This is a genomic window from Amycolatopsis sp. cg5 (genome assembly GCF_041346955.1).
GTDB lineage: Bacteria > Actinomycetota > Actinomycetes > Mycobacteriales > Pseudonocardiaceae > Amycolatopsis.
Map to the genome: position 1 here is coordinate 6,993,102 of NZ_CP166849.1, position 24,540 is coordinate 7,017,641.

The window sequence follows — 24,540 nt, forward strand, 5'->3', positions numbered from 1 at the left end:
TCCATGGTCGGCGTGGGTGAGGGCCTCCCTCACCCGAGCCGAGCGGGTCAGGGCCTCCCTCACCCGCATATACGGTCGAACTAGGCCCCCACCCCACGAATCCGAGCGAACTAGGCCCTCACCCGACACTGGCGACGCAGCCGAGAAAGGGGTCGTGAGTGGTTTGACCGGTTAGAACCGGCCGTACCACTCACGACCCCACACCGAGCCGACGATCACCAGCCGGGCTTCAAGCTGCTGCTTTAGCGTGTGGCGCGGATCTTTGCGCTGCCCAGCACCAGGTCGCCGCGGTAGAGCACCACGACCTGGCCCGGCGCGACGCCCTTGAGGGGCTCGCGGAGCTGGATCGTGACGTCGTCGCCGTCGGCCTCGGCGACCGCCTCGACGATGCCGCCGTGCGCGCGGACCTGGATGGTGCACTCGGTCGGGCCGTCGAGCGGCTGCTCGCTCGGCCAGATCGGGCGGTCCGCCTCGATCACGTCGACGCCGAGGTTGTCCGCCGAGCCGACCTTCACGGTGCCCGAGACGGGCTCCAGCGAGAGCACGTAGCGAGGGCGGCCGTCGGGCGCGGGCGCCTCGATGCCGAGGCCCTTGCGCTGGCCGATCGTGAAGCCGTGGACGCCCGTGTGCTGACCGAGCACGGCGCCGGTCTCGGCGTCGATCAGCTGGCCGGGCGCCTGGCCGAGGCGCTTCTCCAGGAAGCCCTTGGTGTCGCCGTCCGGGATGAAGCAGATGTCGTGGCTGTCCGGCTTGTTCGCCACGGACAGGCCGCGGCGGTCGGCCTCGGCGCGGACGTCGGTCTTCCACGAGTCGCCGAGCGGGAACATCGAGTGCCGCAGCTGCTCCGGGGTCAGCGAGGCGAGCACGTACGACTGGTCCTTGCCCACGTCGACGCTGCGGCTCAGCGCGGGCACGCCGTCCACAATGGACAGCTGGGCGTAGTGCCCGGTGGCGACCGCGTCGAAGCCGAGCGCCATCGCCTTGTCCAGCAACGCCTCGAACTTGATCTTCTCGTTGCAGGTGACGCACGGGTTGGGCGTGCGGCCCGCGGCGTACTCGCCGACGAAGGTCTCGATGACCTCCTCGGTGAACCGCTCGGCGAAGTCCCAGACGTAGAACGGGATGCCGAGGATGTCCGCGGCGCGGCGCGCGTCGTGCGAGTCCTCGATCGTGCAGCAGCCACGGGAACCCGTGCGCAGCGTGCCCGGCTTGGCGGACAGCGCGAGGTGCACGCCGACGACGTCGTGCCCGGCGTCGACGGCCCGCGCGGCGGCCACCGCCGAATCCACTCCCCCGCTCATCGCGGCCAGAACGCGCATTTCCTACACCTCCTGCTTTTGTTTACGCATACCTGCGAGACCAGCTTGCCTTGCTCTCGTGACGACGCCACCGATTTCCCGCGCGACGGCCTCGACGTCGGCGCGGGTGGACGTGTGCCCCATCGAGAACCGCAGCGAGCCCCGCGCGGCCATCGGATCGGCGCCCATGGCGAGCAGCACGTGGCTGGGCTGTGCGACGCCCGCGGTGCACGCGGAGCCCGTCGAGCACTCGATGCCCTTGGCGTCGAGCAGCATCAGCAGGCTGTCGCCCGCGCACCCGGGGAAGGTGAAGTGCGCCGTGCCGGGCAGCCCGTCGTGGTCGCCGTTGAGCACCGCGTCCGGCACCGCGCGCAGCACCGCGCCGACGAGCTCGTCACGCAGCTCGGCGAGCTCGACCGCCTTCTTCTCCTGCTGGTCGACGGCCACGCGGACGGCCGTGGCGAAGCTGTGGATGGCGGGCACGTCGAGCGTGCCGGAGCGCACGTCACGCTCCTGGCCGCCGCCGTGCAGCAGCGGCACGCAGGGCGTGTCACGCGCGAGCAGCAGCGCGCCGACGCCGTACGGTCCGCCGAGTTTGTGGCCGGTGAGTGTGAGCGCGCTCGCGCCGCTGGCCGTGAAGTCGACCGGGACCGCGCCGACCGCCTGGACGGCGTCGGTGTGCAGCGGGATGCCGTGCTCGGCGCAGATGGCGGCGAGCTCGGCGATCGGGTTGACCGTGCCGACCTCGTTGTTGGCCCACATGACGGTGACCAACGCCACAGTCGCCGGGTCCTCGTCGATGGCGGCGCGCAGGGTCTCCGGGCCGACCCGGCCGTGCTCGTCGACCTCGAGCCAGGTGATCTCGGCGCCGGAGTGCTCGACCAGCCACTGCACGGTGTCGAGCACCGCGTGGTGCTCGACGGCGCTGGCCAGGATCCGGGGCTTCTGACGCGCCCAGAAGATGCCCTTGACCGCGAGATTGTCGCTTTCGGTGCCCCCGGCGGTGAAGATCACCTCGGACGGCCGCGCGCCCAGCGAGGCGGCGATGACCTCGCGGGCCTCCTCGACCATCCGGCGGGCCCGCCTGCCCGAGGAATGCAGCGACGAGGCGTTGCCCACTGTGGACAGCGCCTCGGTCATCGCCGCTATGGCTTCGGGCAACATGGGGGTCGTCGCCGCGTGGTCGAGATAGGTCATCGCCCACCCAGGATAGTCGCACTGGCCTCAGGCTTTTTCCGGCCACCGCCCGGTGAGAAAAACACCCGAACAGGCGATGCCGATCGTGATCACCGCGAGCACGGCCACCGCCGGTCCAGGATGCTCCGCCGAGGCCAGCGCGGCCAGCAGCACACCGCCGACGCCGATCAGCAGCGCCGAGCCGACCCAGTCGACCAATTGCAGCGCGGAGGTGTTGAATCCGCGCTCGCTCTCCGGCGAATAGCGGTAGAGCAGCACCGAAATGGCGGGCATGGCGATGCCCATCCCGGCGCCGCCGATGGTGCAGACCACGAACGCGATCCAGCCGGGCAGCCACGGCTGGCTGACCATCAGGAACCCGACCAGACCCAACGCGACCAGCGCGAACCCGAGCCGCAGCGAGTTCTCGCGCGACCAGTCCGGGTAACGGCCCTGCACCGCCGAGCCCGCCGACCAGCCGAGCGCGGTCAGCGTCAGCGGCAAGCCCGCCATCGACGGGCTGTAGCCGTGGACGGCCGACATGGTCAGCGGCAGGAACGCCTCCATCGAGGCGTACGCGGCGGCGATCAGCCCGCGCGCGGCGACCACGGTCGGCAGTCCGCGCCTGCCGCTGAGCGTCCCGGTGGGCAGCAGCTTCCGCAGCGCGACGGCGAGCACGACCAGCGCGGCGGCTCCATAGGCGAGCGCGAGGAGTGACGGGTGTTGCGCGGCCCAGCTCAGCGCGGCGATACCGAGCGCGGTCGCGACCGCGGCGGTCACGCTGGCGCGCTGCTGCCGTTCACCGGGCACGTGCGGCGGGAGCCTGCGGGTGACCACGACCAGCATCGCCGTGCCGACCGCCACGAACGGCACCAGCCCGAGGAACACCCACCGCCAGCCGAAATGGACGGTGACCAGCCCGCCGACGAACGGCCCCAGCACGGCGGGCAGCACCCACGCGGCGGCGGTGGCCGCGTACATCACCGGGCGCTCGCGGTCGGTGTAGGTGAGCGCGATCAGCAGCGAGAACGCGACCAGGAAGAAGCCGGAGCCGACACCTTGGAGCACCCGCCCGGCCAGCAGCGTGGCCATGTTCTGCGCGCTGCCCGCCACCAGCAGGCCCCCGACGAAGACGACCAGCCCGCCGAGCAGCGCGGGCACCGGGCCCTTGCGGTCACCGAGCCGTCCGGACAGCACGGTCGCGACGACACTGGCGACCAGGAAACCGGTGAACGGCCACGAGTACAGGTCCTGCCCGTGCAGCGCGGCGACCATGGTCGGCATGGCGGTCGCCACACCCATCGCCTCGAACGCCACCAGCGTGACGAGCAGCAGCAGCCCGCCCGTGGTGAAGCGGTGTTCCGGCGTCCACAGCACGCCCTTCTTGGGCGGTGCCCCCAGTGTCTCCGTCATGCCGCCCAGCCTGGTACCTCGACCTGGGTGGAGGTCAAGCGGATAAAGCGGGCTTTACTCCCGGGGATAAAGCCCGCTGAACATCGGGGAGTAAAGCCCGCTTTATCCCGGCTAGCTGGCCGCGAGGACCTTGCGGCGGGTGCGCTTGCGGGCCGGGATGCGGACCGTGCCGAGCGCCGAGTGCACGGCCGACTCGGCGAGCGCGGCGAGTTCACGCCGGTCGACCGCGCGGCCGGGCGCGATCTCCGGGCAGATGAACAGTTCCAGCACCAGGCCGCGCAGCGCGGCGACCCGGCTCAGCGAGGCGATCAGCGACTCCGGGCCGATGAACGCCGGGCGGCTCGTCTCACGGCCGTCGGCGAGACGGAAGCGCAGCGCGATCGGGCGCACCGGCACACCGCCGTCGATCGCGGCCTGGAACGTCGCCGTCGTGAAGCGCCCGGAGGCGAGGCCGCACCAGGTCGTGCCTTCCGGTGTGACGCTCACCAGCGAGCCGGACCGCAGCGCGTCGGCGAGTTCGGCCATGGTGCCCGGAAGTGTCGAAAGCCGTTCGCGGTCAAGGAAAATGCTGCCACCCCGGCGGACCAGGGTGCCCAGCAGCGGCCACGACGCGATCTCCTTCTTGGCGAGCGCGCGCATCGGGCGGACGGCGTTGATCGCGACGATGTCGAGCCACGAGATGTGGTTGTTGACCACCAGCGCGCCACGGCCGGCCGCGAAATCGTCGGCGCCGTGCACGAGCAGGCGGACGCCGAACGCACGCAGCACGCCGCGGAAGATCAAGCGCACCAGGCGTTCGCGGGCGGCGCCGCGCAGCGCGAACATCACCGGCGCGGCCAGCAGCGCGAGCAGGAGCACGCCGATCGCGCTGCCGAACCGGAAGATCCGGCGCGGCAGCGAAACCGTCGGCTCGCCCTCGGTCAGGCATCCGTCGCCACAGGGCGACGTCGGCATGTAGGCGTGCGTCACTGGACACCCAGGAAGAACTTGAGGTAACGCTCGTCGATCTTCTGCAGATCGAGCAACACGAAGAAGTCCGCCACCCCGAAGTCCGCGTCGAGCGCGGGCGCTCCGCAGACCTGGGCGCCAAGGCGCACGTAACCCTTGATCAGCGGCGGCAGCACCGACCGCGCGGGCCGCTCGATGCCGCCGGAGTTCCACGGGTGCAGCGGCGAGACACGCAGCGAGTCCGGCGAGAAGTGCTTGGTGCGCAAGACATCCCACACGCCGGCGGCGTAGCTTCCGCCGTCCACGAGCGGCACGGACGCGCAGCCGGCGAGGTACCGGTGACCCGAGAGCAGCATGTAGCGCGCGATGCCCGCCCAGACGAGGCTGACGACGGCGCCGCTACGGTGATCGGGGTGCACGCACGAGCGGCCGGTCTCGACCAGGGAGGAGCGCAGGCCCGCGAGCGCGGTCAGGTCGAACTCACTGTCCGAGTACAACTGTCCGGCCGCGACGGCCCGCTCGGGCGGCAGCATGCGGTAGGTGCCGACGATCTCGCCGGTGTTGTCGTCACGGACGACCAGGTGGTCACAGAACTCGTCGAAGCGGTCCACGTCGAGCCCGTCGACGAGCGAGTTGAGCCGCGCGCCCATCTCTTCGGCGAAGACCTGGTGGCGAAGTCTTTGCGCGGCAAGGACTTCGGCGTTGTCGTTGGCTACGAGGAGTGAATACCGGGGCGCATCGGCCGGGAGCTCGACACCCGCCTGATCAGTGCTGACGAGTAGCTGTGACGACGTCATGCCATAGGTGTACGCCTGCCTTAGAAAAGGCTGAGAGAGCGATCCGATGACCGGTCTGTGCACTTCGGGTTAATTGCGGGTACTTGATAAAGGAAATGGGGCGGTCCCGTTAAGGAACCGCCCCATCCAGGTAAACGCCCGGGTCAGCCCTTGCGGGCGGCCACCGCGTCGGTCAGCTGCGGCGCGACGTTGAACAGGTCGCCCACCACGCCGAAGTCGGCGATCTCGAAGATCGGCGCCTCCGCGTCCTTGTTGACCGCGATGATCGTCTTCGAGGTCTGCATGCCCGCGCGGTGCTGGATCGCGCCGGAGATGCCGAGCGCGATGTACAGCTGCGGCGAGACCGTCTTGCCGGTCTGGCCGACCTGGAACTGCGCCGGGTAGTAGCCGGAGTCGACGGCCGCGCGCGACGCGCCGACAGCCGCGCCGAGCGAGTCGGCCAGCTTCTCGACGACGTCGAACTTCTCGGCCGAACCGACACCGCGGCCACCGGAGACGACGATCGACGCCTCGGTCAGCTCGGGACGGTCGCCGCCGACCAGCGGCTCGACGCCGACGATCTTGGCGGACTTGGCCGCGTCGATCGCGGGCAGCTCGACGGTCTCCTCGGCGGCGGCACCCTCAGCGGGCTCCGCCTCGACGCCACCGGGGCGCACCGAGATGATCGGGGTTCCCTTGGCGGCCTTGGCCTTCACGGAGAACGCGCCACCGAAGATGGACTGCTCGACGGAGCCGTCGGAGTTCACGCCGACGACGTCGATGAGCAGACCGGAGTCCAGGCGCGCGGCGAGGCGGCCCGACACCTCCTTGCCCTCGGCGGTGGCGGCGACCAGCACGGCGGCCGGGGAGGCCTGCTGAGCCAGCTTGTGCAGCGCGTCGACCTTCGGGGTCACCAGGTAGGAGGCGGCCTCGTCGGACTCCGCGACGTAGACCTTCGCGGCGCCGTAAGCGGCGAGCTGCTCCTTGACCTTGCCCGCGGTGCCGGGCGAACCGACGACGACCGCGGACGGCTCACCCAGCGCGCGAGCGGCGGTCAGCAGCTCGAGGGTGACCTTCTTGACCGCGCCGTCGGCGTGGTCGACGAGAACGAGAACTTCAGCCATGTTGTGTCAACTCCCTCAGATGAGCTTCTGACCGACGAGGTACTCGGCGACCTTCGTGCCGCCGTCGCCTTCGTCCTCGACGCGCTGCCCCGCGGTGCGCGGCGGCTTCGGCGAGGCCTCGACGACCGACGACCACGCGTTGCCGAGGCCGACCTCGCCGGCGTCGACACCGAGGTCGGCGACGGACAACGTTTCGACCGGCTTCTTCTTGGCGGCCATGATGCCCTTGAAGGACGGGTACCGCGGCTCGTTGATCTTCTCGGTGACGGAGACCAGCGCGGGCAGGCTCGCCTCGAGGTGTGTGAGGCCCTCGTCCGCGGTCTCGCGCTTGACCTTCACGGTCGAGCCGTCGACGGTCAGCTCACGCGCGTGGGTCAGCTGCGGCAGGCCGAGCAGCTCGGCGACGATCGCCGGGACGGCGCCACCGCGGCCGTCGGAGGCCTCGTTGCCCGCGATGACCAGGTCGACGCCTTCGACCTTGCGGATCGCGGCGGCGATGACCTTGGCCGTGGCCAGCAGGTCGGAGCCGTGCAGCGCGTCGTCGGAAACGTGGATCGCCTTGTCCGCGCCCATGGACAGGGCCTTGCGGATGGCGTCGGTGGCGCGCGACGGGCCGACGGCGAGCACGGTCACTTCGCCTTCGCCGGCTTCCTTGATCTTGAGCGCCTCCTCGACGGCGCGCTCGTTGATCTCGTCGAGCACCGCGTCGGCGGACTCACGGTCGAGTGTGTGGTCGGATTCGGAGAGCTTGCGCTCCGAGTAGGTGTCAGGCACCTGCTTGACCAGGACAACGATGTTCGTCATGGGTCTTCTTCGACCTCCCGCTATTACGAAGCTCTACTTCGGCGAAGGTTATGGCCTCGGACGCCCGCTGGGAGCCCCTAGGTGACCTCATTCACCCCTAAGCGCTGTTTACCGGGACCATCGTCCCAATAGTCTCGCGTATCGCCCATCGGAACCGATCCGGTAATCCGGTTGGAGCAACACTGGGCTACACGGAGTAGGCCGTTAGGGGTTAACCTCCCTGCCCATGCCCGCCCACGTCGCTGTGATCACGGACTCCACCGCCTGCCTACCCGAACATCTCGCCGCCCAGTGGGGCGTCACCGTCGTGCAGGTCCAACTGCAGGTCGGGGCCTCCATGGACGACGAACACCGGGTCGGCAGACAGGACCTGATCGAGGCCATGAAGGGGGGAACGCCGGTCGCCACGGCACCGCCGGACACCGGCGCGTTCTTCTGGGCGTTCCAGGAAGCGGCGAGTTCCGGCGCCAGTTCGGTGGTAAGTATCCACCTGTCGGGACGGATGTCCGCGACCGTCCAGGCCGCCCGCGAAGCCGCGAGCCAGGTACGCATTCCCGTCCACGTGCTGGACAGCCACACGACCGGCATGAGCCTCGGGTTCGCCGCGATTTCGGCCGCGCGTGCCGCGGGCGCCGGCGCGCAGGCCCGCCGGGTCATCGACGCCGCCGAGCAGCGTTTCCGCACCAGCACCGAGTTCATCTACGTCGACACCCTCGAATACCTGCGCCGCGGCGGCCGGATCGGCGGCGCGCAGGCGTGGATCGGCACGAAGTTCGCCATCAAGCCCGTGCTGACCGTGCGCGAGGGCGAAGTCGCGCCACTCGCCCGCGTTCCCGGTGCGCGACGGGCGATTTCGAAGATGACCGACCTGGCCGTCGCGGCCGCCGCCGGCAGGCAGGTCGACATCGCGGTCACCCGCTTCGGCTCGGACGAGCGCTTCGCCGAACTGTCCGCCGACCTGGTGAAACGCATCCCGAACGTGCACGAGAACCACCTCGTCGAGGCCAGCGCGATCATCGGCGCTCATGTCGGCCCCGGCGCGCTGGGCATCACCGTCTCGCCCGTTGGCGGCTGAGAGACACCGACCGCGCTTGCGGAAGGTTACCCATGTCGTCTGCGAAGATGACCACATGAGCAAAGATCTCGCAGAACTGCTAGGCACCCAGGAGACTGTCAACCTGGAGTTCAAGCAGTCTGGAAAGGATCGCGACAAGCTCCGGAAGGCGATCTGCGCACTGGCCAACGATCTAGGACACAAAGGCGTCGGGCACTTGCTCATCGGCGTGAACGACAAAGGTCAGCCTGTGGATGATGTGGACGTCAGCGACCGCGAGCTTTTGAGACTCACGGACCTTCGCGACGAAGGCCAGATCCTCGACAGGCCTTCGATGACGGTCGAGTCCGCCATTTTTGCCGGTAGGCCGATCGTACATATCGAGGTGAAAGCCTCTTCGACGCCTCCTGTTCGCTTCAAGGGCATTACCTGGGTTAGACCCGGGCCAACAACGCGAGAAGCAACACGTGACGACGAGCGCATCCTGAGCGAGCGCCGACGCGCTGCGGACGTGCCATACGACAGTCGCGCCCTAGAAACAGCAACTCTTGAGGACCTCGATCTCGCACTGTTCCGATCCGACTATTTGCCATCATTTGTGGCCCCAGAAGTCATTGAAGAGAATGGGCGAACAGCAGAACAACAGCTTGCATCGTTGGGACTAACAAATCTTCAAGGCAACCCGACCGTACTTGGTTTACTTACACTTGGAGTTAATCCAAGCGCACACATACCCGGCGCTTACGTGCAGTTCATTCGGTATCAAGGGGACGATCTTGATGCAGCCGTCGCAGATGATCAAGAAATGCGCTCCAATCTCATTGGAACCGCGACCCGACTCGGCGCAGTACTACGCGGACACTTGCACACAAGACTCGAAGAGGGGGAAGATTTTCGGGAGGAACAAAAACCCGACTATCCCTTTGAAGCCCTTCGGGAAGTGTGCATGAACGCCATCATGCACAGAAACTACGAAAATTCAAACGCACCCGTGCGTATCGCCTGGTTCAACGACCGAATTGAAGTCACCAACCCAGGAGGCCCCTTCGGGCAGGTGCGAAATGATAACTTCGAAAGGGTCAATGACTATCGAAATCCCTCCCTTGCCGCAGCAATGAAGTCCCTCAACTACGTCAACCGTTTTGGCCGAGGAATCGGCCGAATACAGGCCTCACTGAAGCGGAACGGAAATCCACAACCACGGTTCGACGTCGACGACTCGTCATGGTCCGTCACCCTTTGGAGGACCAAATGACATCCGTTGCATTGTTCAACAACAAGGGCGGCGTAGGCAAGACAACATTGACCTACCATCTCGCCCACATGCTTCAGCGCCTCGGACATCGAGTGTTGGCCGTGGATCTCGATCCACAGTCAAATCTCACAGCACAGTTTCTAGACGAGGAAGATCTCGCCGAACTTTGGCACGAACCTCAAAGCCCAGCTTGGCCAGACTCAACACCTCGACAAGCGAAGCTCGTCGGCCCCGTCTCTAGCACAACCGGAACGATTGCTACCGCAGTAGCGCCGATCCGCGAAGGACTAGGAGACATCGATACACCTGCACCTATCGAAATAACGGACGGCTTATGGCTCCTTCCTGGCGATCTTGAGCTTAGCGCTTTTGAAGATAAGCTCTCAGAAACTTGGCCCAAGTGCTTCACCGGCGACAAGGCCGCCCTCCGAACAACAACCGCATTTCACAGAATTATCGACGCAGCAAGAACCACAGTCGAAGCAAACTTGGTCCTGATTGACGTCGGCCCCAATTTAGGCGCAATCAATAGGGCAGCACTCCTGTCAGCAGATACCGTCCTTACACCCCTAGCCGCAGATCTATTCTCGTTACGCGGCTTGCACAACCTCGGCCCCACCTTACGCAGCTGGCGTGGAACCTGGCAAGATATTGTACTGCCAAATGTTCCAAAGTCGATCGCTGCACCTCCAGGAATAATGCAGCCATTAGGCTACGTAATTATGCAGCCCATCATGCGACTCGACCGACCAGTCCGAGCGTATCGACGCTGGCTGGATCGAATTCCAGCAGTTTACTCCTCTGCAGTCCTCGGAGAGCCGGGCGAGGCGGCAGATTCTTCATATGAGGTCGCGACGCTCAAGAACTACCAAAGCCTTATGCCACTAGCTCACGATGCGCGAAAACCCATGTTTGATCTTCGCTCAGCCGACGGCGCGCTTGGAAGCACTCAAACCTACGTACAAAAGTGCTATCAAGATTTTCAGACACTAGCTCGCAAGCTGTTAGATAGGCTTGAAGCGACCGAATGATACAACGAATTCCCGCCGGGCGATTTCGAAGATGACCGACCTGGCCGTCGCGGCCGCCGCCGGCAGGCAGGTCGACATCGCGGTCACCCGCTTCGGCTCGGACGAGCGCTTCGCCGAACTGTCCGCCGACCTGGTGAAACGCATCCCGAACGTGCACGAGAACCACCTCGTCGAGGCCAGCGCGATCATCGGCGCGCATGTCGGCCCCGGCGCGCTGGGCATCACCGTCTCGCCCGTTGGCGGCTGACCACCCGTTCGCCCGCCCCGAAAACCCTTGCCGTGCTTGGCGGTTCGGCGCTACCTTGGATTGTGACCGGATGACCGGCTTTGGTCATCTGGTCAACAAGTCAGGGGGTATGCGAACATGCCGTATGCCAGAACCATCGAAGGACCGGGCGGACCGGATCCTGGACGCGGCGGCCGCGCTGCTGATCCGCTACGGCTACCGGAAGGTGACCGTCGAGGACGTCGCCAGGCAGGCGGGCATCGGCAAGGGCACGGTCTATCTGCATTGGCGCACCAAGGAAAAACTGTTCGAAGCCGTGATTCTGCGCGGCTACATCGAGCTGGCAGGCGAACTGCTCGACCGGGTCAGGGAAGATCCGGCCGAGGTCGTGCCACACCGGTTCCTGCGCGCGTCCTATCTGGCCACCATGCGGCGCCCGCTCATGCTCGCGCTGCTCACCGGCGACAGCAGTGAGCTGCTCGGCTCACTGAAGCGCGATTCCTCTTATCAGGCACAGGAAACGATCGTCGGCGACCGCTTCGCCGACATGATGGCCGCGCGCGGGCTGATCCGGCCCGACGTGCCGCACGTGCAGTACGCGCTGCAAGCCGTCGGCGCCGGTTTCTATCTCGTCGACAACGTCAGCGAAGACGGCACCGGGCTGACGCTGGAGGGCAAAGCCGACCTGCTGGCGTACACGGTGCGCAGTGCGTTCGAGCCTGCCGAACCGGCGGACCCGGCCGCCGTCGCGGCGACCGCGGCCGAGCTGGTCACGCTGCTCGAAGGCTTGCTTTCCATCTACCACAAGGGAATTTACGCCGAGCCCGGCTGATGACGGCGCGTCGGCGTGGACAAGGGGAGAACGATGACCACCACACTCGCCGACAGCTGGGGCGTCCACTCGGCACAGTTCTGGCTGCGCGGGAAACAGCCGGAGAAGCGCGTCGAATTCAGTGAGAGGTCCGGGATGTGGAACGTCTACGGGCACCGGGAAGCGTTGCGGATCCTCGCCGACCCGGCCACCTTCTCGTCGGACATCATCCGCGTCGTGCCGGACGGGACGTTCCCCGACGAGGACAAGGACGCGCTCTCCGCGGGCAACCTGATCCAGCTCGACCCGCCGATGCACACCAAGCTGCGCAAGCTGGTCAGCCACGCCTTCACCCCGAAGGTGGTCGCCGACCTCGAGCCGCGCATCGCCAAGGTCACCACGGAACTGCTCGACGCCGTCGACGGCACCGGACGGCTGGAGCTGGTGGAGAACCTCGCGTACCCGCTGCCGGTCATCGTGATCGCGGAACTGCTGGGTGTCCCGGCGAGTGATCGCGAGCTGTTCAAGGGCTGGGTCGACGGGCTGCTCGACAACGACGAAGAGTTCACGCTGAACGAGCCGACGGAGAAGCAGCGCGCGCGGTTGAAGGACCGGATGGAGGTGCGCCAGAACCTCATCGACTACATCACCGGGCACGCCGACGAGCGCCGCAGCCGTCCCCGCGAGGACCTGCTCACCAAGCTCATCGAGGCGCAGGTGGACGGCGAGAGCCTCAGCCCGGCGCAGGTGGCGAACTTCGCGAACCTGCTGCTGGTCGCCGGGCACATCACCACCACCATGCTGCTCGGCAACACGATGCTCTGTCTCGACGCGCATCCCGGCGAATGGCAGAAAGCCCGCGCCGACCGCTCTACCGTGCCGTCGGTCATCGAGGAGTCGCTGCGCTTCCTCAGCCCGTTCGCGGCGGTCGCGCGGGTGACCAACGTCGAGGCCGACTTCGACGGCACCGTCATCCCGCCGGACCACATGATCATGGTGTGGGTCGCGGCCGCCAACCGCGACGAGCGCACGTTCACCAACCCGGACACGTTCGTCGCCACCCGTGACCCGAACCCGCACCTGGCGTTCGGCCGCGGCGTCCACTTCTGCCTCGGCGCGCCGCTGGCCAGGCTCGAAGGCCGCGTCGCGATGAACCTCCTGCTCGACCGCTACCCCACGCTGCGCGCCGACCCGGACGCCCGCCCCGAGTTCCAGCCCAGCCCGAACATGACCGGCGTCCGCAAGCTCCCCCTCCTCGCCGGCTGAAGACCCGGGATAAAGCGGGCTTTACTCCGCGATGTTCAGCGGGCTTTACTCCCGGGGATTTAGCGGGCTTTATCCCGCGACGTTCAGCGGGCTTTATCCCCGGGGGTTTAGCGGGCTTTATCCCGCGACGTTCAGCGGGCTTTACTCCCGGGGATTTAGCGGGCTTTATCCCGCGACGTTCAGCGGGCTTTACTCCCGGGGATTTAGCGGGCTTTATCCCCGGGAGTAAAGCCCGCTTTATCCCGGCTTCGTGGTGAGGCGGGCCTGGATGCCGTCGAGGATGGTGTCGAGGCCGAAGCCGAGCGCGTGCGCGGGATCCTGCGTGGCGTTGAACTCGGCGCCGACCGCGCCGCCGACCCGCGCGGACACCGACAGGTCGCCGTCGGTCATGACCTGGTCGAGTATCGGGGCGACGACACCCCACCACTCGGCGTCGGTCATCCCGGAGTCGGCCTGTGCCCGCGCGCCGGCCCGGCGCGCGCGGGCGGTGCTCGTCACGTGGCCGAGCACGAGGGTGAGCGCGGCGTCCATCTCGACGTCGGGCAGGCCGATGCCGTCGAGCGCGCGCAGCTCGGTTTCGTACTTCCGGCTGAGGTTCGGGCCGAGGTCGGGCCGCGTCGAGCGGATGTCGAGCAGCCACGGATGCCGCTCGTACAGCTCCCAGTTCCGGGCGGCGACGAACTTCATGGCCGCGCGCCAATCGCCTGCCCCGGCCGCGGCGCCGACGTCGTCGTACAGCTCGCCGAGCACCGCGTCGACCATGAGCGCGGTGAGCTCGTCCTTGCCGGGCACGTGGCCGTAGAGCGACATCGCGCCGACGCCGAGCCGTTCGGCCACCTTGCGCATGGAGACGGCGTCGAGTCCGTCGGCGTCGGCGAGCTCGACACCCGCGGCGACGATCGCGGTCACGGTCAGGCCGGAGCGTCCCGGCGCGGGGTGGTGACCCCACAGCAGGTAGATGCCGCGGGCCAGGTCAGGTTTGCTTGCCATTTCCGTACACCGTACCGTACGCTCGGTTTCGTACGGCGTACCGTACGCCGTACGAAACCTGGGGAGATGACCTTGGCGAACGAAAAGACCGTGCCGCTGCTGCCCTGCCGCTCCATCGACGAGATCGTCGAGTTCTACGAGATGCTGGGCTTCGAGCAGACGTACTACCAAGTCCGGCCGAACCCGTGCGTGGGACTGCGGCGCGAAGACCTCCACCTCCAGTTCTTCGGCATGCCGGACTTCGAGCCCGAGAACTCGTACGGGACCTGCATCGTCGCGGTGCCCGACACCGGCGAGCTGTTCCAGGCGTTCGCCGACGGCATGCGCGCGGTGCACGGCAAGCTGCTGGTCTCCAGGATCCCCCGGATCACCCGGCCACGCGCGAGGAAGAACGCGGACGGCGTCTCGGGTTTCAGCGTCGTCGACCCCGGCGGCAACTGGATCAGGATCTTCGCCGACCACACCGAGGACACCGCACCCGTGGCGACCGGACTCGCCGCGGCGCTGCAGACCGCCATCGTGCAGGGCGATTCCCGCGGTTCCGAAGAGCACGCCGCCCGGGTACTGGACAACGGGTTGCGACGGCACGGGGAGACGGCCGCGCCCGCCGACCTGCTGGAAGCACTGCTCTACCGCGCCGAACTCGCGCTCCGCGTCGACGACCTGACCGGCGCCCGCGACTTCCTTGCCCGCGCCAAAGAAGTCCCGCACAGCGACTACTCGGCGGGCATGCGCGATCTTGAGACCGCACTGGCGGAGCGCGGCGACCGGAGGTGACCCCGGTCACGCCGACGACCTGCCGGTCGGCGACGCCCGTCGGCTACGGTTCGTTGGACAGCTGTCCCACCGAACCGACGGGGTGTCGAACGGCATGGAGTCTCCCGAGTCAACGCTGCGGGCCGACGCGTTGCACCTGACCGGGGAACGCACGGTGCCCGGCATCGCCGAGGAGACGTACTGGTTCAGGCGTCACGAGGCCGCCTACCTCGCGCTGCTGCCCTACTGCGACGGCGCGACCGTGCTCGAAGCGGGCTGTGGCGAGGGTTACGGCGCCGGGCTGATCGCGGAAACGGCCGAGCGTGTGCTCGCGCTGGACTACGACGTCGAGACCACCGAACACGTCGCGCGGCGGTACCCACGGGTGGACGTCGCGCGGGCGAATCTCGCGTATCTGCCGGTGCGGTCGTCCACTGTGGACGTCGTGGCGAACTTCCAGGTGATCGAGCATCTGTGGGACCAGGGCGGTTTTCTCGCCGAATGCCACCGCGTGCTCAAGCCTGGCGGCAAGCTGCTGGTGACGACGCCGAACCGGATCACCTTCAGCCCGAACAGCGACACTCCACTCAATCCCTTTCACACCAGGGAGCTCGCACCGTCCGAATTGGACTCTCTGCTGACTGACGCCGGATTCGAGGTCGAACTGCTGCACGGCCTGCACCACGGCGAGCCGCTCAAGGAACTCGACGCGCGCTACGGCGGATCGATCATCGACGCGCAGCTCGACGTCGTGATGGGGCATCTGCCAGGCCAGGCCACCTGGCCGCCGGAGCTGCTCGCGGACGTCGCGGCCATCCAAGCGGGCGACTTCACCATGCACGGTGACGATCTCGACGCCAGCCTGGACCTCGTCGCGGTGGCGGTCCGGCCGTGACCGTGAGCGAAGGCACGTTCTGCCTGGTCGTGCACAGCCACCTGCCCTGGCTGCCCCACCACGGCTCCTGGCCGGTCGGCGAGGAATGGCTTTACCAGGCGTGGGCGCATTCGTACCTGCCGATGGTCGACCTGCTCGACCGGTTCGCCGACGAGGGCAAACGCGACGTGCTGACGCTGGGCGTCACGCCGGTGCTCGCCGCGCAGCTCGACGACCCGTACAGCCTGCGCACGTTCCACGAATGGCTCGGGCACTGGCAGCTGCGCGCGCAGCAGGCTTCGACGCTCTGGCACGGCGATCCGCTGCTGCGCGAACTCGCCGCCGCCGAGCACCGGACCGCGATGCGCGCCTCCGAAGCGCTGGAAACCCGATGGCGGCACGGATTCTCGCCGGTCTTGCGGTCCTTTGTGGACAATGGGACGATCGAGCTGCTCGGCGGGCCGCTGACGCACCCGTTCCAGCCGCTGCTCGATCCGCGCATCCGGGCTTTCGCGCTGCGCGGCGGTCTCGACGACACCGCGCTGCGGATCGGCCATCGGCCGGAAGGCATCTGGGCGCCCGAATGCGGCTACGAACCCGGCATGGAGATCGGCTACGCGCAGGCGGGCGTCCGGCGCTTCATGGTCGACGGGCCGTCGCTCAAGGGCGACACATCGCAGGCGCGCACGGTCGGCGACTCGGACGTGCTGTGCTTCGGACGCGATCTCGAAGTCACGTACCGCGTGTGGTCGCCGAAGGCCGGTTACCCCGGGCACGCCGCCTACCGCGACTTCCACACCTGGGATCACCGGGTCGGGCTCAAGCCGTCTCGCGTGACCGGCAAGACGGTCGAGCCGCCGGACAAGGCGCCCTACGACCCGGCGCTCGCCGCGGACACGCTTCGCTTGCACGTCAAGGATTTCGTGGACACGGTCGTCACGCGGCTGCGCGAGCTGCGCGCTCAGCACGACCGCGAGCCGATGGTCGTCGCCGCCTACGACACCGAGCTGTTCGGCCACTGGTGGCACGAAGGCCCGGCGTGGCTCGAAGGCGTGCTGCGCGCGCTGCCGGAGGCGGGCGTGCGGGTCACCACGCTGCGCGGTGCGGCCGAGGCGGGACATGTCGGCGGCGCCGTCGACCTGCCCGCGTCCTCGTGGGGCTCCGGCAAGGACTGGCGGGTCTGGGACGGCGAGCAGGTCGCCGACATGGTCGACGCGAACGCCGCGTTGCAGGAACGGCTTCTCAAGCACGTCGAGCCGGGAACCGCGCGCGACGCCGTGCGGGACCAGGCCGTCATGGAAGCGATGCTCGCCCTGTCCAGCGACTGGGCTTTCATGGTCACCAAGGACTCGGCCGCCGACTACGCGCGGCGCCGGGCGCGGGTGCACACCGAGCGGTTCGACGCGCTCATCAGCTCACCGGACCGCGAGCGCCTCGCCGCGGAATACCGGGCACAGGACCGCCCGTTCGGACATCTCGACGCACGAAACCTCTAGGGAGAAGGAACTTTGAGCATTCACGACATCCCGCTGCGCACGCTCGCCGGCGAGCCGTCCACGCTGGGCTCGCTCGGCGGCAAGGCGCTGCTCGTGGTCAACGTCGCTTCCAAGTGCGGCCTGACCCCGCAGTACACCGGCCTTGAGAAGCTGCAGGAAACCTACGCGGACAAGGGTTTCTCCGTGGTCGGTTTCCCGTGCAACCAGTTCGGCGGCCAAGAGCCGGGCAGCGCCGAGGAGATCGCGACGTTCTGCTCGACCACCTACGGCGTGAGCTTCCCGCTGTTCGAGAAGATCGACGTGAACGGCGACGACCGCCACCCGCTCTACACGGAGCTGACCCAGGCCGCCGACGCCGACGGCGCCGCGGGCGACATCCAGTGGAACTTCGAGAAGTTCCTGATCAGCGCCGACGGCGAAGTCCTCGCCCGCTTCCGCCCCCAGACCACCCCCGACGACGAAACCCTCGTCAAGGCCCTCGAAGCCGCTCTGCCCCGCGCGTAACTCCCCATCCCCCGCCACTCCCAGGGGGCCGGCCCCACGTCCAGCTTATCGGCACCCCGCCGGGCACCCCGCCGACCAAGATCAACATGGGCAGGTTGTCCACAGTTGAGCAACCCTGTGGACAACCGGCATAAGCCCAGGTCAGGCCGGGACCACGAACTGGACGACCTCGTCGAGGGCGCGCCTGGGTTCGTCCGGGACCGGCTGGGCGCTGACCGGCGCCCAGCCGACCCGGATCACCGCCTGCGGGAACCAGCCGCCGAGCAGTTCGGTGCGGAGCACGGCGCGGGTGTCCGCGATGCTCAGCGGCGTGGTCAGCAGGCAGCTCGCCAGGCCGAGACTGGTGGCGGTGAGCAGTACCCGGCTCGCGGTTTCGCCCGCGCGCAACCGCGCCTGCCGGTCGTCGGCTCCGGTGCCGAGCACGAACAGCTCGGATTCGCGGTCGAAGTCGAGTGTCGGTGACGTCCACGCGAAACCGTTCAGCTCGAGCAGTTCCAGCAGCAGCGCGGGATCGACGGATCGGCGTCGCTCGGCTTCGGCGATCGCGTGCACGAGCCGGGGCCGGATCGGGCCGTCACGCACGAGTTCGACGGCGACCACGCCCTTGGCGCCCGCGCACCGCGAAAGCCAGGTGAGGTGCGCTTCGGGGACTTTCCAGTCGCTGTAGCGACGCGGGTCGTCGCGACGGCGGCCGATGGCGGCGGCGAGTGAGATCTCGTCGGCGGCCGGCTCGCCGCGGGTCAGTTCGATCGTCGCCAGCAGCTCGGGGACGCTCGCGTCAGGCAGACGGCGCACCGCGGTGCGCCAGCCGAGCCCGGCCAGCGCGATTCGCAGATGGTGCAAGGTGGTTCCGCAGCTGAACAGCAGCGCGGACCCGTTCGGATCGGTTTCGGGGGTCTGCCGGTCGCGCCCGGCGTAGAGATGCAGCGTCCGGCCGTCGACCACCCAGCGCCACGGTTGCGAGTTGCGGGGCGACGGCGCGCGCATGGCCAGCGTGAGCGCCTCGCGCACGGTCGACTCGTCGAACGGCCCGGGGTCTCTCCACGGCATCTCCGGCAAGCTGATCACTTGGGCACTGTGTCAAAACCCCGCGTGGCCGCGTCAGGGCCGAAAGTCACCAGAAGCGGGGGTCTTCAGGGCAGGGGTACCGACCAGAAGACCCGCGTGCCGCCGCCCGGCCTCGGCGAGACGGTCAGCACCCCGTCGTGCTCGGAGGCCCGGTCGGCGAGGTTGCGCAGCCCGTTGCCCTCGGGATTGCCGCCGATGCCGATCCCGTCGTCGGTCACCTCGACGCTGACGTCGTCGTCCATGGCGACGGTGACCGTCAGCATCTTCGCCCGCGCGTGCCGCAGCACGTTGCTGATCGACTCGCGCACCACCGCCTCCACCTGATCGGCGAGCACGGCGGGCACCACGCCGAGCGGGCCGGACAACCGCACCACCGAACGCAACCCCGCGTCGGCGGTGAGTTCGGCGATGGCCTCGTGCAGTCGTTTGCGCAGCCGTGACGTGCCGTCGTGATCACCGTGCAGGTCGAAGATCGTGGTGCGGATGTCGCTGATCACGCCCTGCAGGTCCTCGATACCGTCACCGAGCCGCCGTTGCGTTTCCGGCGATCGGCTGCGGTGCCGGGTCGCCTGCAGTGACAGCCCGATGGTGAACAGCCGCTGGATGACCCGGTCGTGCAGATCGCGGGCGATGCGCTCCCGGTCGGCCAGCAGCCCCAGCTCGTAGCGCTGCCGCTGTTCACGCGCCACCTGCAACGCCAGCGCCGCCTGGTCGGTGAACGCGGCGACGAACGGGACCTGCTCGGCCTCGAAGGTCTCCCCGCCGAGCCCCCGCAGCACGGCGAGCACCCCCGACACCGAACCCGCCGTCCGCAGCGGCAACGCCAGCACCGGCCCGAGTTTCACCCCCGCCTCGGACGACAGGTCGTAGTTCAACGCGGGCGCGCGGCACGGGATCCGGGTGCGGAACGCCTCGCCGCACGTCGAGCCCTCGATCGGGATCGTCCGGCCGACGACGCTGCCCTCGTCGAACCCGTCGGACATCGTGATCACCAGCTCGGTGACCTCGTCGGGCGGTGTCTCCGGATCCGTCGGCAGCGCCAGGAAACCGTAGTCGGCGCCGACGAGCTGGCACGCGCGCTCGGCGATCAGCCGCAGCACGTCGTCGGCGTCGGCTCCCGCGAGCAGCTCGGCCCTGATCTCGTCGGCGGCCGCGCGCCACTGCAATCGCCTGCGCGATTCTTCGTTCAGCCGCACGTTCTCGATCGCGATCCCGGCCACCGCGGCCAAGGCCTGCAACACTTCGCCGTCGTCGTCGCTGAACGTCCGGCCGCCCGCCTTGTCCGTCAGGTAGAGGTTGCCGAACACGCGGTCACGCACCCGCACCGGCACGCCGATGAACGAGCCCATCGGCTGGTGCCCGTCGGGGAAACCGGCCGCGGCCGGATGTTTCGAAAGTTCCTGCAGCCGCACCGGTTGCGAGGCGTCGAGCAGCAACCCGAGCAGACCGTGCCCGACGGGAGGCGAACCGGCCGCGCCTTCGTCGACGCCTTCCTGGACGAACTCCGCGAGCCCGCCACCGGCCTTGAACACGCCGATGGCGCCGTAGCCCGCGTCGGTGAGCTTGATCGCCGCGAGCACGATGCGGCGCAGCGTCGCTTCGAGTTCGAGGCCGGAGGTGACCGCGAGCATCGCGTCGAGCAAGCCATCCATCAGCTCGCGCGCGTCCACGAGAAGGTTCACGCGGTACTGGATTTCGGATACGAGTTCGCGCAGGCGCAACTGGGAGATCGGGTCTCGTTGGTCAGCCTCAGGACCGTCAGAAGCTGAACGGTCGCTCTCGGTCACTGGCTGAGGGTCTCACCCATTCACCGGGAATGACAGCACCGTTCAGGCTAAGTGCCACGTCTGCCGTCGCGCAGGCGGCTGGCGAGCGCGGCCGCCTGCGCGCGCCGCTGCACACCCAGCTTCGTGAGCAGCCGGGATACATAGTTCTTGACCGTTTTTTCCGCCAGGTGCAAGCGTTCCGAGATCTGCCGGTTGGTAAGTCCCTCACTGATCAGGTCGAGCAGTTCCCGTTCACGGCCAGTGAGTTCTTTGAGCGGCCCGCCTTGATCGGCGTCGGCGCGAACCTTGGCCATGAGCGTCGCGGCAGCCCGGTTGTCGAGCAGCGATCGCCCGGCGCCGACGTCACGGACGGCGCTGATCAGCCGCACGCCGTCGATGTCCTTGATGACGTAACCACTCGCGCCCGCCAGTATCGCGTCGAGCATCGCCTGCTCGTCGGTGAATGACGTGAGCATGAGGCAATTGAGTTCGGGCAGCCGTGACCGGAGTTCGCGGCACAGTTCGATGCCGTTGCCGTCGGGCAGCCGGATGTCGAGCACGGCCACGTCCGGGCACAGCGCCGGAATCCGCGCGAGCGACTGCGCGTACGTCGCCGCTTCCCCGATCACCAGCAGGTCTTCGGCCGAGTCCAGCAGGTCCGCGACACCGCGCCGCACCACCTCGTGATCGTCGACCAGGAACACCTTGATCATCAATCCCCCGCTCTCTTCACCACGGTGAAGATCGCTCAACCTCCCTCCGATGTGACTCGCTCGCCCGAAACGACCTCGACGGCGATCCGCACGAACGCGCCTTCCTGTCGTATTCCCCAAGGCCAGGGCCGTAACCCCGCCAGTTTGGCGAGTTCGGCGCCGTTCTTGACCCCAGTGGCGTGCCCGACGACCGTCACGCTCCAGCCGCCGCCGAGCTCGGCGGAGATCGCGTCGGCCTGGAACGCCACGACCGCGTCACGCACGGCCTTGGCGACGTCGGAGTCGACCACTCGCACCACGACGGCGCTTTCCCTGACCGCGAACGGAACGAGCCGGACCGCGGGCAGCGCGTGCGCGGTGAACACGAGCCTGCCGAGTGAGACGGTGCCGAGCAGCCGCAGGCATTCGCGATGACCCAGTTCGTTCACACCCGCCGTCTCGAACATGCCACCCTCCAGTAACCCCGCGTTGGCTGATCGATTGTCGCGGGGCCACCGGGCGATCGGGGAGGGCCGAAGGTCATCGAACCAGGTCACTTGTTCGGACGAGGGGCCCATGGGTCCCCGCCCTTGAGGACCAAAGTCTCTTAACCGAGTGTCACGGATCCCGCATGCTTTGTCACGAATCAGTCGTGGCGAGGAGGCCTGGTGCCGATGACAACGAGATTCGTGCTCGGACGGTCCATCAGGGTCGAACGCCAGCCCACGACCGAGGATCTGGCCACCGACGGCCAGGTTCGCATCGCCCTGCACGTGGCCAACCGCGTGCAGGGCACCCACGTCGCCCGGCCGTGGTGCTTCGAGGTCGAGGACGACCGGGTCGAGGTCTGGCTGGAGAGCGACCGGGCGTGGCCGGGCACGATGCCACCGTCACGCGAGGTCAGAGTCAACTGTGGCGCGGCGATCTTCAACCTGCGCACCGGTCTGCGGGCGAGCGGGCGGTCCTCGGCGACCCACCTGCTGCCGAACCGGCGACGCCCGGGTCACCTCGCGACAGTATGGCTCAAGGGTGCGCGGCCGCCGGCGTTCGCTGATCAGGCGCTGTACCGCGCGATCGCACACTGGCGCCCGCACCCTCACCCCTTCGACCGGCGCCCGGTCGCGCCGAACATCGCGGGCGCGCTGATCCGCGCCGCGCGCGCGGAAGGCCTCGACCTGATCCAGAGTCACGATTCCACAATGGACGGACGGGACGCGCGGGCGCCGCTGGTGGCCGAGATCGTCTCCCGCGGCGACACCGCGCTCGACCAGCTGCACGCGGGCCAGGCGATGCAGCGCGTGCTGCTCGCGGCGACCGCGTCCGGCGTGTCCGCCTCGTACAGCATCCCGGAGGAGGCTGTCCGGAAACACCGCACGACCCGCGGCAGGCGCGACGGCGACACGTACTCGCAGGTGATCATCCGGTTCGGCTACGGCCTCGCGGCCGTCAGCAAGACCGCCTTCTAGGTGCTCGTGAGTGGTATGGCCGGTTCTAACCGGTCATCCCACTCACGAGTCCTGACCTGCGGAAATGGCCGCGCGGTTGAGGTCGGCGACGCTCGGGTCGACTTTCAGCACCCGCCGGTCGTAGGTGTAGAAGCCGTTGACCTCGTTCTCCACATCGGTCAGCTGCGTGTAGATCGCGCCGGAAAGCCCTGTCTCGCCGATGATCCCGGCCAAAGCCTCACTGACTTCCGCGTAGCGCGAAGTCAAAGCCTCCGAGTCAGGACACATTTCGTAGGCATCCGGCGGCCCTGGCCAGCAGTGTTCCTCAAGCACCAGGCCGAGTCCCCCGTACTCACCGTCCACAATGGCCCGTTGATCCGAGACCAGCGGAACGCCGGGGCCGACGTAGGTGTGATCGTCGTAGACATCGCCCGCGCCGGAATCCGGGTGGGAGAAACAACAGTTGACCCCGCTCGAAGCGACCACGAGCCGCGCCGGGTCGAGTTCCTTGACCAGCGCGGCGATCCGCGCGGTGTCGAACTCGCCCCAGCCTTCGTTGAACGGGACCCAGCCGATGATCGACGGCACGTTCCGCAGCTGCGCGATCATCGCCACCAGCTCGGTTTCGAAGCGCGCCTTGGCTTCGGGCACCGGGTCGGGCTCGGGCGCCTGCGGGCCGTCGAAGTGCATGCCCAGCGACGGCATGTCCTGCCACACCAGCAGACCCAGCCGGTCGGCCCAGTGGTACCAGCGCGCGGGTTCCACTTTGACGTGCTTGCGGACGAAGTTGAAGCCGAGTTCCTTCGCCTTCTCCAGGTCGAACCGCAGCGCCTCGTCGGTGGGCGCCGTCGAGATGCCGTCCGGCCAGTAGCCCTGGTCGAGCGGGCCGTGCAGGAACGTGATCCGGCCGTTCAGCGCGATCCGCGGACGACCTTCGGAGTCCGGCAGCAGGCCGACCGTGCGCAAGCCCGTGTAGCCGCGCACGACGTCGGCGCCCACGCGCACGGTCACGTCGTACAGGAACGGGTCGTCCGGGGACCACAGCCGCGGCTCCGGGATGTCGACGCGGTCGCCGGTCGTCCGCGCGACCTCGCCGTCGGGCGTCGAGACCACGACCTCCCAGCCGTCGTGCGGCCCGACGATGTGCGGGCGCACGTGAAACCCCGTCAGATCAGGCGTGATGTCCACCCCGGAGACGTAGGTCTCGGGCACGGGCTCCAGCCACACGGTCTGCCAGATGCCGGAATGCGCCGTGTAGAAGATGCCGCCCGGTGTCGCCCGCTGCTTGCCGACCGGGAACGTCTCGACGTCCGTCCGGTCCTCCGCGTGCACCACCAGCTCCTGCGACCCGGTTTCGCGCAGCACGTCGGTGATGTCGACGGAGAAGGCCGTGTAGCCGCCTTCATGGGTGGCGACGCGCTGGTTGTTGACCCAGACGGACGCCTTCTGGTCGACCGCGCCGAAATGCAGCAGCACCCGGTCACCCGCCCACCGGGCTGGGGTCTCGAACACGCGGCGATAGCGCATCCGGTCGTCGTGCCGCCCGATCCCGGACAGCGCCGACTCCGGCGGATACGGCACGCGGATCCGCTCGCCGCGGCCGTAATCCCAGGTCCCGTTGAGATTCAGCCAGCGATCGCGCACCAGCGCGGGCCGGGGATACTCCGGCAGCGCGTCGGCTTCCCACGGCGTCGGCAGTGTGCCGCCCGTCACAGTGATGGCCTGCTCCTTTCCCGCGAGGTTCGAGTCTCACCGACTGGTGAGTAA

At 68.1% G+C, this 24,540-nt stretch carries 24 protein-coding genes; 11 read left to right on the top strand and 13 right to left on the bottom strand.

Annotated elements, in window-relative coordinates:
* Positions 1 to 242: 242 nt before the first annotated feature.
* From mnmA to AB5J62_RS31290, 7 genes are all read right to left on the bottom strand, one after another.
* Positions 243 to 1,319 carry a tRNA 2-thiouridine(34) synthase MnmA gene (gene mnmA, locus AB5J62_RS31260; RefSeq protein ID WP_370943573.1) on the bottom strand — a complete coding sequence of 359 codons (1,077 nt, stop codon included), beginning with the start codon at positions 1,317 to 1,319 and terminating at the stop codon, positions 243 to 245.
* Positions 1,320 to 1,322: 3 nt separating this feature from the next.
* The gene (locus tag AB5J62_RS31265) at positions 1,323 to 2,495 is read right to left on the bottom strand and encodes a cysteine desulfurase family protein (protein WP_370943574.1); all 1,173 of its coding nucleotides are present in this window, start codon (positions 2,493 to 2,495) and stop codon (positions 1,323 to 1,325) included.
* Between the two features lie 27 nt (positions 2,496 to 2,522).
* The gene (locus AB5J62_RS31270; protein WP_370943575.1) at positions 2,523 to 3,887 is read right to left on the bottom strand and encodes an MFS transporter; all 1,365 of its coding nucleotides are present in this window, start codon (positions 3,885 to 3,887) and stop codon (positions 2,523 to 2,525) included.
* A 111-nt stretch (positions 3,888 to 3,998) separates the two neighbouring features.
* Positions 3,999 to 4,856, bottom strand: a complete 858-nt coding sequence (locus tag AB5J62_RS31275; protein WP_370943576.1) for a lysophospholipid acyltransferase family protein — start codon at positions 4,854 to 4,856, stop codon at positions 3,999 to 4,001.
* On the bottom strand, positions 4,853 to 5,632 hold the full coding sequence (locus tag AB5J62_RS31280) for a GNAT family N-acetyltransferase (RefSeq protein ID WP_370943577.1): 780 nt from the start codon (positions 5,630 to 5,632) through the stop codon (positions 4,853 to 4,855). Before AB5J62_RS31280 ends, AB5J62_RS31275 begins: the two co-directional genes overlap by 4 nt.
* 143 nt (positions 5,633 to 5,775) lie before the next feature.
* A complete protein-coding gene (locus AB5J62_RS31285) occupies positions 5,776 to 6,735 on the bottom strand; it encodes an electron transfer flavoprotein subunit alpha/FixB family protein (RefSeq protein ID WP_370943579.1) in 960 nt (319 codons plus the stop codon).
* Between the two features lie 15 nt (positions 6,736 to 6,750).
* The gene (locus tag AB5J62_RS31290; protein ID WP_370943580.1) at positions 6,751 to 7,539 is read right to left on the bottom strand and encodes an electron transfer flavoprotein subunit beta; all 789 of its coding nucleotides are present in this window, start codon (positions 7,537 to 7,539) and stop codon (positions 6,751 to 6,753) included.
* 226 nt (positions 7,540 to 7,765) lie between these two features.
* On the opposite strand from AB5J62_RS31290, the gene AB5J62_RS31295 reads away from it, so the two are divergent.
* From AB5J62_RS31295 to AB5J62_RS31320, 6 genes are all read left to right on the top strand, one after another.
* Complete coding sequence (locus tag AB5J62_RS31295; protein ID WP_370943581.1) at positions 7,766 to 8,614, top strand: DegV family protein; 849 nt, start codon at positions 7,766 to 7,768, stop codon at positions 8,612 to 8,614.
* Positions 8,615 to 8,669: 55 nt separating this feature from the next.
* A complete protein-coding gene (locus AB5J62_RS31300; RefSeq protein WP_370943582.1) occupies positions 8,670 to 9,848 on the top strand; it encodes an ATP-binding protein in 1,179 nt (392 codons plus the stop codon).
* On the top strand, positions 9,845 to 10,879 hold the full coding sequence (locus tag AB5J62_RS31305; protein ID WP_370943583.1) for a ParA family protein: 1,035 nt from the start codon (positions 9,845 to 9,847) through the stop codon (positions 10,877 to 10,879). Before AB5J62_RS31300 ends, AB5J62_RS31305 begins: the two co-directional genes overlap by 4 nt.
* Positions 10,863 to 11,126, top strand: a complete 264-nt coding sequence (locus AB5J62_RS31310; protein ID WP_370943584.1) for a DegV family protein — start codon at positions 10,863 to 10,865, stop codon at positions 11,124 to 11,126. Before AB5J62_RS31305 ends, AB5J62_RS31310 begins: the two co-directional genes overlap by 17 nt.
* Positions 11,127 to 11,250: 124 nt before the next feature.
* Positions 11,251 to 11,937, top strand: a complete 687-nt coding sequence (locus AB5J62_RS31315; RefSeq protein ID WP_370943585.1) for a TetR/AcrR family transcriptional regulator — start codon at positions 11,251 to 11,253, stop codon at positions 11,935 to 11,937.
* A gap of 33 nt (positions 11,938 to 11,970) precedes the next feature.
* Positions 11,971 to 13,182, top strand: coding sequence for a cytochrome P450 (locus AB5J62_RS31320; RefSeq protein ID WP_370943586.1), 1,212 nt, complete (start codon positions 11,971 to 11,973; stop codon positions 13,180 to 13,182).
* 237 nt (positions 13,183 to 13,419) lie between these two features.
* On the opposite strand, the gene AB5J62_RS31325 is transcribed toward AB5J62_RS31320, so the two are convergent.
* Positions 13,420 to 14,172: a TetR/AcrR family transcriptional regulator gene (locus tag AB5J62_RS31325; protein WP_370943587.1), complete on the bottom strand. Its 753-nt coding sequence runs from the start codon at positions 14,170 to 14,172 to the stop codon at positions 13,420 to 13,422.
* A 66-nt stretch (positions 14,173 to 14,238) separates the two neighbouring features.
* On the opposite strand from AB5J62_RS31325, the gene AB5J62_RS31330 reads away from it, so the two are divergent.
* From AB5J62_RS31330 to AB5J62_RS31345, 4 genes are all read left to right on the top strand, one after another.
* Positions 14,239 to 14,949: a hypothetical protein gene (locus tag AB5J62_RS31330; protein WP_370943589.1), complete on the top strand. Its 711-nt coding sequence runs from the start codon at positions 14,239 to 14,241 to the stop codon at positions 14,947 to 14,949.
* 94 nt (positions 14,950 to 15,043) lie between these two features.
* A complete protein-coding gene (locus AB5J62_RS31335; protein WP_370943590.1) occupies positions 15,044 to 15,823 on the top strand; it encodes a class I SAM-dependent methyltransferase in 780 nt (259 codons plus the stop codon).
* Positions 15,820 to 17,298 (top strand): 1,4-alpha-glucan branching protein domain-containing protein, encoded by a 1,479-nt coding sequence (locus AB5J62_RS31340; RefSeq protein WP_370943591.1) that lies wholly within the window; start codon positions 15,820 to 15,822, stop codon positions 17,296 to 17,298. Before AB5J62_RS31335 ends, AB5J62_RS31340 begins: the two co-directional genes overlap by 4 nt.
* 12 nt (positions 17,299 to 17,310) lie before the next feature.
* The gene (locus tag AB5J62_RS31345) at positions 17,311 to 17,802 is read left to right on the top strand and encodes a glutathione peroxidase (RefSeq protein ID WP_370943592.1); all 492 of its coding nucleotides are present in this window, start codon (positions 17,311 to 17,313) and stop codon (positions 17,800 to 17,802) included.
* Positions 17,803 to 17,943: 141 nt separating this feature from the next.
* Here the strand turns inward: AB5J62_RS31345 and AB5J62_RS31350 are convergent, their stop codons facing one another.
* The 4 genes from AB5J62_RS31350 to AB5J62_RS31365 form a co-directional block, all read right to left on the bottom strand.
* Positions 17,944 to 18,852 carry an NAD(P)H nitroreductase gene (locus AB5J62_RS31350; RefSeq protein ID WP_370943593.1) on the bottom strand — a complete coding sequence of 303 codons (909 nt, stop codon included), beginning with the start codon at positions 18,850 to 18,852 and terminating at the stop codon, positions 17,944 to 17,946.
* Positions 18,853 to 18,935: 83 nt separating this feature from the next.
* Positions 18,936 to 20,552: a GAF domain-containing protein gene (locus tag AB5J62_RS31355; RefSeq protein ID WP_370943594.1), complete on the bottom strand. Its 1,617-nt coding sequence runs from the start codon at positions 20,550 to 20,552 to the stop codon at positions 18,936 to 18,938.
* Positions 20,553 to 20,704: 152 nt separating this feature from the next.
* Positions 20,705 to 21,349 (bottom strand): response regulator, encoded by a 645-nt coding sequence (locus AB5J62_RS31360; protein ID WP_370943595.1) that lies wholly within the window; start codon positions 21,347 to 21,349, stop codon positions 20,705 to 20,707.
* A 35-nt stretch (positions 21,350 to 21,384) separates the two neighbouring features.
* Positions 21,385 to 21,795 carry a pyridoxamine 5'-phosphate oxidase family protein gene (locus tag AB5J62_RS31365; protein WP_370943596.1) on the bottom strand — a complete coding sequence of 137 codons (411 nt, stop codon included), beginning with the start codon at positions 21,793 to 21,795 and terminating at the stop codon, positions 21,385 to 21,387.
* 207 nt (positions 21,796 to 22,002) lie between these two features.
* On the opposite strand from AB5J62_RS31365, the gene AB5J62_RS31370 reads away from it, so the two are divergent.
* Positions 22,003 to 22,794, top strand: a complete 792-nt coding sequence (locus AB5J62_RS31370) for a nitroreductase (protein WP_370943597.1) — start codon at positions 22,003 to 22,005, stop codon at positions 22,792 to 22,794.
* Between the two features lie 42 nt (positions 22,795 to 22,836).
* Here AB5J62_RS31370 and AB5J62_RS31375 read toward each other — a convergent pair whose 3' ends face one another.
* Positions 22,837 to 24,492: a glycoside hydrolase family 2 protein gene (locus tag AB5J62_RS31375; protein WP_370950390.1), complete on the bottom strand. Its 1,656-nt coding sequence runs from the start codon at positions 24,490 to 24,492 to the stop codon at positions 22,837 to 22,839.
* Positions 24,493 to 24,540: the final 48 nt, after the last annotated feature.

Bases quoted from the DNA above. Each gene is read 5' to 3' on its own strand.
- mnmA (WP_370943573.1), bottom strand. From the start codon at position 1,319: ATGCGCGTTCTGGCCGCGATGAGCGGGGGAGTGGATTCGGCGGTGGCC.
- AB5J62_RS31265 (WP_370943574.1), bottom strand. From the start codon at position 2,495: ATGACCTATCTCGACCACGCGGCGACGACCCCCATGTTGCCCGAAGCC.
- AB5J62_RS31270 (WP_370943575.1), bottom strand. From the start codon at position 3,887: ATGACGGAGACACTGGGGGCACCGCCCAAGAAGGGCGTGCTGTGGACG.
- AB5J62_RS31280 (WP_370943577.1), bottom strand. From the start codon at position 5,632: ATGACGTCGTCACAGCTACTCGTCAGCACTGATCAGGCGGGTGTCGAG.
- AB5J62_RS31285 (WP_370943579.1), bottom strand. From the start codon at position 6,735: ATGGCTGAAGTTCTCGTTCTCGTCGACCACGCCGACGGCGCGGTCAAG.
- AB5J62_RS31290 (WP_370943580.1), bottom strand. From the start codon at position 7,539: ATGACGAACATCGTTGTCCTGGTCAAGCAGGTGCCTGACACCTACTCG.
- AB5J62_RS31295 (WP_370943581.1), top strand. From the start codon at position 7,766: ATGCCCGCCCACGTCGCTGTGATCACGGACTCCACCGCCTGCCTACCC.
- AB5J62_RS31300 (WP_370943582.1), top strand. From the start codon at position 8,670: ATGAGCAAAGATCTCGCAGAACTGCTAGGCACCCAGGAGACTGTCAAC.
- AB5J62_RS31305 (WP_370943583.1), top strand. From the start codon at position 9,845: ATGACATCCGTTGCATTGTTCAACAACAAGGGCGGCGTAGGCAAGACA.
- AB5J62_RS31315 (WP_370943585.1), top strand. From the start codon at position 11,251: ATGCCAGAACCATCGAAGGACCGGGCGGACCGGATCCTGGACGCGGCG.
- AB5J62_RS31320 (WP_370943586.1), top strand. From the start codon at position 11,971: ATGACCACCACACTCGCCGACAGCTGGGGCGTCCACTCGGCACAGTTC.
- AB5J62_RS31325 (WP_370943587.1), bottom strand. From the start codon at position 14,172: ATGGCAAGCAAACCTGACCTGGCCCGCGGCATCTACCTGCTGTGGGGT.
- AB5J62_RS31330 (WP_370943589.1), top strand. From the start codon at position 14,239: ATGACCTTGGCGAACGAAAAGACCGTGCCGCTGCTGCCCTGCCGCTCC.
- AB5J62_RS31335 (WP_370943590.1), top strand. From the start codon at position 15,044: ATGGAGTCTCCCGAGTCAACGCTGCGGGCCGACGCGTTGCACCTGACC.
- AB5J62_RS31350 (WP_370943593.1), bottom strand. From the start codon at position 18,852: ATGCCGTGGAGAGACCCCGGGCCGTTCGACGAGTCGACCGTGCGCGAG.
- AB5J62_RS31360 (WP_370943595.1), bottom strand. From the start codon at position 21,349: ATGATCAAGGTGTTCCTGGTCGACGATCACGAGGTGGTGCGGCGCGGT.
- AB5J62_RS31365 (WP_370943596.1), bottom strand. From the start codon at position 21,795: ATGTTCGAGACGGCGGGTGTGAACGAACTGGGTCATCGCGAATGCCTG.
- AB5J62_RS31370 (WP_370943597.1), top strand. From the start codon at position 22,003: ATGACAACGAGATTCGTGCTCGGACGGTCCATCAGGGTCGAACGCCAG.